Source organism: Devosia insulae DS-56 (assembly GCF_000970465.2).
In the GTDB taxonomy this organism is placed as follows: Bacteria; Pseudomonadota; Alphaproteobacteria; order Rhizobiales; family Devosiaceae; genus Devosia_A; species Devosia_A insulae.
Genome location: NZ_LAJE02000179.1, coordinates 1 through 7,669 on the forward strand (window position 1 = coordinate 1; position 7,669 = coordinate 7,669).

8 protein-coding genes are annotated in these 7,669 nt (G+C 54.8%); 1 reads left to right on the top strand and 7 read right to left on the bottom strand.

Annotation, left to right across the window (positions count from 1 at the left end):
- Nucleotides 1-140: 140 nt before the first annotated feature.
- The gene (locus VW23_RS12490) at nt 141-857 is read left to right on the top strand and encodes a hypothetical protein (RefSeq protein WP_069909903.1); all 717 of its coding nucleotides are present in this window, start codon (nt 141-143) and stop codon (nt 855-857) included.
- 26 nt (nt 858-883) lie between these two features.
- Here the strand turns inward: VW23_RS12490 and VW23_RS12495 are convergent, their stop codons facing one another.
- The 7 genes from VW23_RS12495 to VW23_RS12515 all read right to left on the bottom strand — a co-directional run bounded on the left by VW23_RS12495 (nt 884) and on the right by VW23_RS12515 (nt 7,282).
- Entirely contained in the window at nt 884-1,351 is a 468-nt protein-coding gene (locus VW23_RS12495; RefSeq protein WP_141728316.1) for a hypothetical protein, read from the bottom strand.
- Nucleotides 1,348-1,695, bottom strand: a complete 348-nt coding sequence (locus tag VW23_RS28575) for a hypothetical protein (protein ID WP_141728317.1) — start codon at nt 1,693-1,695, stop codon at nt 1,348-1,350. The genes VW23_RS12495 and VW23_RS28575 overlap by 4 nt, the downstream gene beginning before the upstream one ends.
- A 284-nt stretch (nt 1,696-1,979) precedes the next feature.
- Nucleotides 1,980-3,911: a virulence-associated E family protein gene (locus tag VW23_RS12500; protein WP_084646018.1), complete on the bottom strand. Its 1,932-nt coding sequence runs from the start codon at nt 3,909-3,911 to the stop codon at nt 1,980-1,982.
- Nucleotides 3,912-4,049: 138 nt separating this feature from the next.
- Nucleotides 4,050-4,373: a hypothetical protein gene (locus VW23_RS28580; RefSeq protein WP_141728318.1), complete on the bottom strand. Its 324-nt coding sequence runs from the start codon at nt 4,371-4,373 to the stop codon at nt 4,050-4,052.
- A 35-nt stretch (nt 4,374-4,408) separates the two neighbouring features.
- Complete coding sequence (locus VW23_RS12505) at nt 4,409-4,750, bottom strand: hypothetical protein (RefSeq protein WP_069909906.1); 342 nt, start codon at nt 4,748-4,750, stop codon at nt 4,409-4,411.
- On the bottom strand, nt 4,740-6,077 hold the full coding sequence (locus VW23_RS12510; RefSeq protein WP_069909907.1) for a phage portal protein: 1,338 nt from the start codon (nt 6,075-6,077) through the stop codon (nt 4,740-4,742). Before VW23_RS12510 ends, VW23_RS12505 begins: the two co-directional genes overlap by 11 nt.
- Entirely contained in the window at nt 6,074-7,282 is a 1,209-nt protein-coding gene (locus VW23_RS12515) for a phage major capsid protein (RefSeq protein WP_069909908.1), read from the bottom strand. Before VW23_RS12515 ends, VW23_RS12510 begins: the two co-directional genes overlap by 4 nt.
- Between the last annotated feature and the right edge of the window lie 387 nt (nt 7,283-7,669).

A 7,669-nucleotide genomic window follows, 5' to 3' on the forward strand; every position in this document is an offset into this window, starting at 1 on the left:
GTCTTGGCGCGGACCGGCGGGGGCTCCAGAACTTCGCTAACATGTTCTGAATTTACTTTCGGGGTCCGGGTGAGTTGCGAAGTTAGATGTTGAGCCGCCAACGCGGACCAATGTATGTCGTAGGCTGGAGGGGCAAGCCGATGACACCTGAGCATCTGCGACACGAAATCGAAGAATTACTGAAAACGTTGCCCGGTCCGCGAGCGATCGTAAGGCTCGGGGCCACTGACGTCGTCGAATGGCTCGGTAGAGCAAAAGCCGTTCTAGGGGCGTGGCAAACGCTCAAGGCGGTGCAGTTCGACACCCACTTGCAGCGCACGCGTATGGCCAACTCTTTGACCGTGGCCGCAGGATATGCCGACATGGTCGCTCTATTGCACGAGGCGCGACATTCCTTGCGGCTAGCAAGTTCGGCCCCGACAGCAGTGGCCATCGCGGCCAACGCCCCCTTCGTCTACTTCGATGAACTTAGGAAGATAATTGCAACAGCGACAAAAGACATCCTTTTTGTGGATCCCTATTTGGACGCCGAATTTGTGTCATCCTACCTTCCTAACGTAAAAGAAGGAACCGAAGTGCGGCTGCTCACCCAGAAGGGGGTTGCCCAGCTATTGCCGTCTGTCGCGATGTTTGCAAAGCAGCATGGAACGGTTATTCAAGTGCGCTCGGCATCTACTAAGCTGCACGACCGCTTCGTTTTCATCGACGGTAGCGAATGCTATCAGTCGGGGGCCTCCTTCAAAGACGGCGGTGTTTTTGCGCCCACCACTTTGACTGAAATGGTAGACGCGTTCGAGGCAATCCACTCTATCTACGAGGCCATGTGGTCAAAGGGGAAGCCTGAGAACGCAACCTGATATGGGTGATCGGCCTCGATCTGCCGCTAGATGTATTCGGCGGGCCGCCTGCCAAAGTTCCACGGCTTGTTTGCCCTCTCGTCCACGCTCGGTTTCTGCTCAAGCAGGGTCCCTCGATATGAGGCGATAGCCGATGGCGTGATTTTCAGCTTCACACAGGCGCTCAGGATAACGGACGTGCATTCCTTTTCGGCCTTTAGGAGCTTCAGGAACTCGTCTGTAGTGGCCACCGGCTGGCGTAATAGCTCTGCAATCTGATCAGCCCGCACGATGTGACGAACCAGCTGAACCAAGATCGGCTCAACGCTGGCGCGTATAAGGTGCTTGCTCGGCAGGTCCGAATATATCTTCTCGTAGATTATGCGCTCTTCGTCAGATTTCAGCTGATCAGGAAACACAACGGCTCCGTTCCAAACTGGTTCGGCAACTGCGCCCCTGTCAAAACGATCCGAAATTAGATCGTCTGCAATCATCGTCTTTTCCGCTTTGCTCATCCTTGGCATTCTAGTTCTTCCTCCTTGATTGTTTTCTTTCGCTGACCTCCATTGTGCGCTTGGCCCGTTCCGATGTTTTCGCTATCGGGGTTCTCTTCGTTCTCATTGCGCTTTCGGAAATAACTGGCTGGGGTTTTGGTGGCTTTTACAACGTCTGGCGACCACACTGGCAGAAGTCCTGCCAGTACCTTGGGGAAGTCGTCTTGATAGCGCACTTCCCCGAACCACTTGCCGTCACGTTGATCTCGGATTTGTCCATGGCTGTTGGCTTCTAACCATGTCATTGGGATAGGGTAGTATTCGCCTCGTGGCGAGGCAATGAACTTGTATATCTCTGGTGTCATTCATATCCTTATGTAAATTGAAATTGATAGAGTTCGGCGTAACTGCCGTAACTGCTAACCGTAACTGCCACGGTTACGGCTGAGTCCCCTGTATTTGTCGAGTATTTAGAGACTGTAACCCCTGTAATCCCTCTATTATTGATAGAGAAGAAATAGCCACACACTCTCTGCGTAGGCTATTAGGGGTAATACGGGAATAGGTCCTACAGACGTTACGGGGGTTACGGCAGTCGAATATGCATGCATATTCAACAACTTATGCCGTAACCGCCAAATGTAACCGCCTAGAACGGCGCTTCTGCCGAGTCCGCAGCTTTGGCAGGCAAGGTGTCTTCGTAATAGGCCTTCCCCGGCCCTCCGTCAGTCCCGCGATGCACAACGATCCATCGATTACTGTCCCCGCGTACATAGGTGTATTCTGGGTTACCGCCGTCCCGCCGCTGCTTTCGCTGCCAGCCAAGCTGTTTCATTGCAGCGCCAAGCCGCACGTTGTGTTCTTGGGATCGCTGCCCCGGCTGCATCGCTAAGGCGGTCCAAACGTCCACCACTTTCACCTTACCGGCCATGCCGTCGAATGTGTCGCGTAGCTGATCAACGAAGGGGTCTTCAACCCGCCGCTCTTCCTGCTCTGCCGCCGCCGCTTCCCACAGCTTTGGATCGAGGCGGATGCTTTGGCCTGTTGCCTCTCTGGCTGACGCTTCCGCCCATAGCTGGTCAACGTCGCGGCGCAGAGAATCTAGGTCGAATTGCTCGATAGCTACCGGCCAGTAGCGCCGGTTGCCGGTACCGTCCCTGAGGTAATTGCCGCTGTTGTCAGTGCCGATGAACACACACTGTCGCGGAACCTCCAGCGGAACCCTGCCGTATGCCATGCGCGCCCGATCGATACGGCGAGATAGAAGCGACTTCACGTGTTCTACCTGGCCCTTACGCATGCCATTGAGTTCGGCTGCCTCAATGATCCAGCGCCCCGCGATACTCTCAATGACTTTCTGAGCGTCCGCGTTCAGCGGCAGGTTGTCAGAAAACCAATCTTCCCGCTTGGCGAGGATCGCTAGCGCCGTAGATTTGTCCTTACCTTGGCCGCTTTCAAGAATGAGCATTTCGTCAAACTTGCAACCGGGCTGGCGGATACGCCGCACCGCCGCAATGAGCACCAGAGCGCCGACTGCCCGGACATACTCGATATCTTTTGCACCGCCATACCGCTGCAACCACGTATCGATACGTGGCACCCTGTCCCACTCCAGCGAGTCCAGATAGTCCCGCACCGGGTGAAAGCTATTCTGCTGCGCCACGTCGAAAAGAACGTCCGCAAAGAATTCCTTGCCCACTGTCAGATGCCAGTTTTCATCCATCTGCATTCGCAACCGATTCAGCGCGGCATCGGAAAGGGCCGGGCCAAAACCCTCCAGTCCTTCGATAAGCATTCTATCTTGAAATTCGTCGCGGCTCAGACGGACGCCTAGCAGTTCCAGCGCCAACTTGACGTTGCGCTGGTTGGCATATGCCTTGCCGTTCTTGTCCCGCTCGATCTCGTCGGGCCGATAGGCCGGGCCGATCCTCGCGAGCAGTTCGTCTAGCGTTCCACCGGCATCGAGAAAATCGGTAACGTCCGACTTTTCGGCCATGTCTTCGAAGCGCACGACTTCGACGCTTGCGGCCAGCTTGCTAATGCTGCGTCTGATCGCGCTGGTTCGGAATCGACTAGCATCGTCGTTGTCCTCCACAACGATGCATTTTCTTCCTTTGAAGAATTTGGCGAAATCGTCGTGCCAGCCGTCAACGCCATTCGGGTTTGTCGTGGTGACTAGGCCCCGCGCCGCCAGCGTATCGGCGTCTTTCTCGCCCTCGCAAATCCAGACGCATTCGTCCTTGTCTGCCGAGACCAGCTGAGGCAACCGATAGAGCAACCGCCCTGACGGGCCAAAACCCTTTTGCCAGACGTCTTCGCCCGGTCCGACATTGCCGTAGCCTACAAAATGATAAGTCCGAAAATCCTTCTCACCGTCTTCAAGGACCCATTTCTTTTGAACATATGCTGTGTGGCCCGCCTCAACTTTGTAATAGTAAGTTGCGTCAGGTTCCCTGTTTGGGGGCGACCCGGCACGTTCCCAACGATATGGCTTTCGCGGCTTTCTCGGAAACTGAACGACATTTGACTTCTGGTAGTCGGAAACCTCATTGTTTGTTTTGATTGAATTATTCGTAGTCATCGTGGTTCTATAAAACCCTTTCTTCTAATCATTTAATCTTCTATCCAGTCATCTTGACTTGGGTTGACTGGTCTAGCCATCTTGTAATGGCCTGTCAACAACTATGTTCATACGATTGATTATTTGAAACTAATACGGTCACTCCGCCCGCTTAGAACGACGCTCATTGAGCGCGTCGTAATAGTTCTGCCTAACATTCACAAATTTGAGTCCGTCACGCTCGACAATATTCGCGGGATTGTCTGGCTCAAAAACTCGGCCATGTACTTCAGCACTTTTAATAGATTTGATCACGCCTGCCGGGTCATGACGTTCCCGTTCTTCCGGTGGTACAGTGTGAAAATAGAACCGCGAATTGAACTCAGCTTCCGGAATAGCGTAATCGGGAATGACTCTTTCATAGAACTGCCGATTGACTGAGTCCCAGTACCACTTGCCGGGATAAGTCCCGACAGTCTTCAATCTGGTGCGCCGCTTCGCAAACATAACGCTTCGGTTCACGCCGCCACCTTTACGGGCTTGCTCCGCGCCGTCTTCTTGATCGCTGACCGTTGCACGGTGCCGTCCGATCGCTCGACCACAAGCGTGTCCCCCTCGACCTTCACTGACTCGACGCCATTCAGCACAGTGTGCCAGCTGGTGCCGGTCCACTGCTGGAGCCCACCTCCACCAATTGAGGCCAACGTGCCCTTTCGGTAGTCGGTGCGGTCCGGGTCCATGTCCCTGACGATCTCAACGCCGGTTTCCGCCTCCAACGCATCCAACCGCCTACCGATCTGGCCAATTACTTTTTCAAGCGTGGAAACGATTTCCTCTACGATCATGTCGCTATGCTGCATTTTCTAAATTCCTCAGTTTGTTCAATGTGTTAAAGTGATTGTTGACCTCGCCCGCCTTGAGCGTGCCGTTGTCATTGGTAGCTCCGCCGTTACCGAATGGGTTGGGCGAAGCATCGCGCTTTGCCAAAGCTTCTAGCGAATAGTTCTGCTGCTGGAGGAACACGCTGTCGCCACCGGTCAACGGCTTACGGTTTAGGATTTTGCGCATTTCGTTGACCGTCAGCTTGCCGCTGGCTTTGTCGAGCCATTCCATCTGCGCCAGCTGGTCTAGGCGTAGCAGGCCATCTAGATCGAACTCGACAGCGAGACTGCCGCTAACGCCAAGGCCCTCGGACAGGCAAAGCTCAATCTGCTCAATCAGGCTCTGGAGGCACTGCGTATAGAACTGCGTTTGCAGCGCCTCGACGTTTTCCGAAGAGGGCATTTCGCCGCTGATCATGTAGTAGGGCACGTGGAAGACCGACGCGACGACGCGGGCCGACCATTCCAATTGCTCGACAACCTGATTGTTGGCAGCGCTCTGAACGTCGAAAGATTTATAAGTTAGTCCGTCAGCCAAGACGGCCACCTTGCCAGCGTTCAGGCCGGTATAGTTGGCCTCCCAAACCGTCTTCAGCTGCTCAACTGTTTCATCAGAGACAGCGCCGGGGGCAGTTAAGACGCCACCGGGACGCGCATTATTCTGGAAAAACGCCGCGCTGCTCTTCTGGATTTCGATCCCTTGCAGCACCGGAAGCGCTGCGGCGTAGATCGGGGACAGCCCCACGAGCGGCGAATAAAAGCAATTGATCCTGTGGACTATCACTTCACTAGCCGGGACTCGAACAGGCTCTTCCAAACCTGCCGTTGAGTCCGCTTGCAGTTCATAGACGACCTGACCGGACGGACTGACGAGCGTCACCACTCGGTTTGGATCGAGAACGAACAATTCCGTCACGACCCGTCTCGCGTCCCGCTTCTTCAAGATATATGCAGAACCAGAAGTTAAGACCGATGTGACCCACGAGGAATAGAATTGAATCCTGTTCTGGATGGAATTCGGCCGGCGAAGGCAAGGACTGTAGGCACTGCTCTCATACTCCGACCAAATGCCGTCAGCGTCCTTGCGGACCAACCGCACGTTCATTTTTGAGATTGAAGAACTGATGAGGGAGATACACGCGTAGATGGCATGAAAGGAAAGCATGTCCTCCCTTGTTGCCTCTAGGTTCCGCTGCCATGCCCCGGCGAATGGCTCTTTCATAACAAAGACATTACCGGTTCTGCCGCGCCCTCCGCCCCAAATGGGGCTGAAGAGCTTGGCAGCAAACTGCTTGAGAGTGATCATGAGCCTAGCGCTCCATCACCCCAAGCCGCCCCGGTCAGTACCGCTACGGCATTGGTTCTGCGCTTTGCCCAGTTGATGTAGCGCTCTGCACGGATCGCAACCGAGTTGGTCTGGAACATAGACACGAGCGAAGCGCCCTGACCTGTAGTCGCGTCGTTCGTCGGTGCGTCGGACATTTCTAATGAGGCTTCGCCGCTGGCATCCACCATCACCTGACCGTCATCAGCGAGGTAGATTTCGCGCGTGTTGGCGAGGATCACTGTGCCTTCCGGCACGTAGTCGGAAACGATCGCGGGCAAGCCGTAGAAACTCCCGCCCGTGAGCGAAATCTCCGGGAAAGCCTTCTGCCCAAGAACGTTCTTCATTAGCGACAGCGAGAATGCAGTCGTGGCGCGCATGATGAACACAGCGCCAGTGATCGAGACATTGGCTGCGAGGTACGTGGCGACTAGTGCCTTGATGTCAGTGTCTACGGCCTCGATATCCGCCCCGCTCGAAGCGATCGGCGTCACGCCGTTGATGATCGAAGCCGGGGAGACGTTGGCAACTGCTGCCTTGGCAGGATTCACGAAGTCAGTATCTAGGCGAGCTATCAATGCTGCGGCCAGCTGGTCACGCACGATCAACTCTGCGTCCGGATTGCTGAACCGGATAAGTTCATTCGTCAGTACTGCAATGTTGGCAACCTTGGCGAAGCCAAGAGTAATCTCACTGAAATCGAACTTGGTCAGCGGCTTCGGCTTTCCCTCGCCCACCCAGTAGCCTTCGCCACCGCTGGTTTGAGCAGGGATAGAAACGTTGAATGGGATTCGACGTAGTGAGGGGATGCTACCGGCACCGAACTGGCCGATAATCGTCTGCGGACGTAGGAACTCTACGAAATCGCCAGCGAACCGCTGGTAGCTGTCTACGAGCGGCGCCGACCAAGTGGGGTTGGTGGTGGTTCCGGCACCCATCGCGGCTTTAAGCGACGTAATAACCCGCCGCTCATTGGGATAACGGTGCTTGGCGATCTCGTGCGCGTGGACGATGTTGCCGCCGGCAGCGGCAAGCGCGATAGCGAACCGGGCAAACTCAAGGCCGGGCTCCGGCTTCTGGCGGATCGAAACGCCCGCCTTGGGCGTCTTTGAAGCGTAGGCTTCTGCAAAATTGCTGCCCTTAGCTTCAACGTAGTTCTTAAAAAATACGTTGTTGTGAAATGTCATTAAATAGTGTCTCCAATATATTCGTGGTCAGTAAGCGGCCTCCTGTTTTGAATGAGCCGATAGTGATCTGTGGTTATAGTTCGTCCGGCTAGGCGTAAGACCCTGAACAGCCGGGCACTTCACGAAAGACGTGTTATGTCTCGTGTATGAGAGTCCGTATTCGTCTGGTGATGTTGTGATGGGCGTCACCCCGCTGGGAAAATGATCAAAGACCAGCGGGGTGACTGCTGTAAAACCGTGCGCGAGACAAGCTCAGCGCACTAAGCGACAGCCATGCGGAGTAAACACAGGGCCAGCACCTATGTTAGGGTATAACATAACGTGCAGTAAAAGTCAAGTAATACTTTGTGGTTACTTGGCGCTACATGCGGGGGTTGGGTGGGGGTT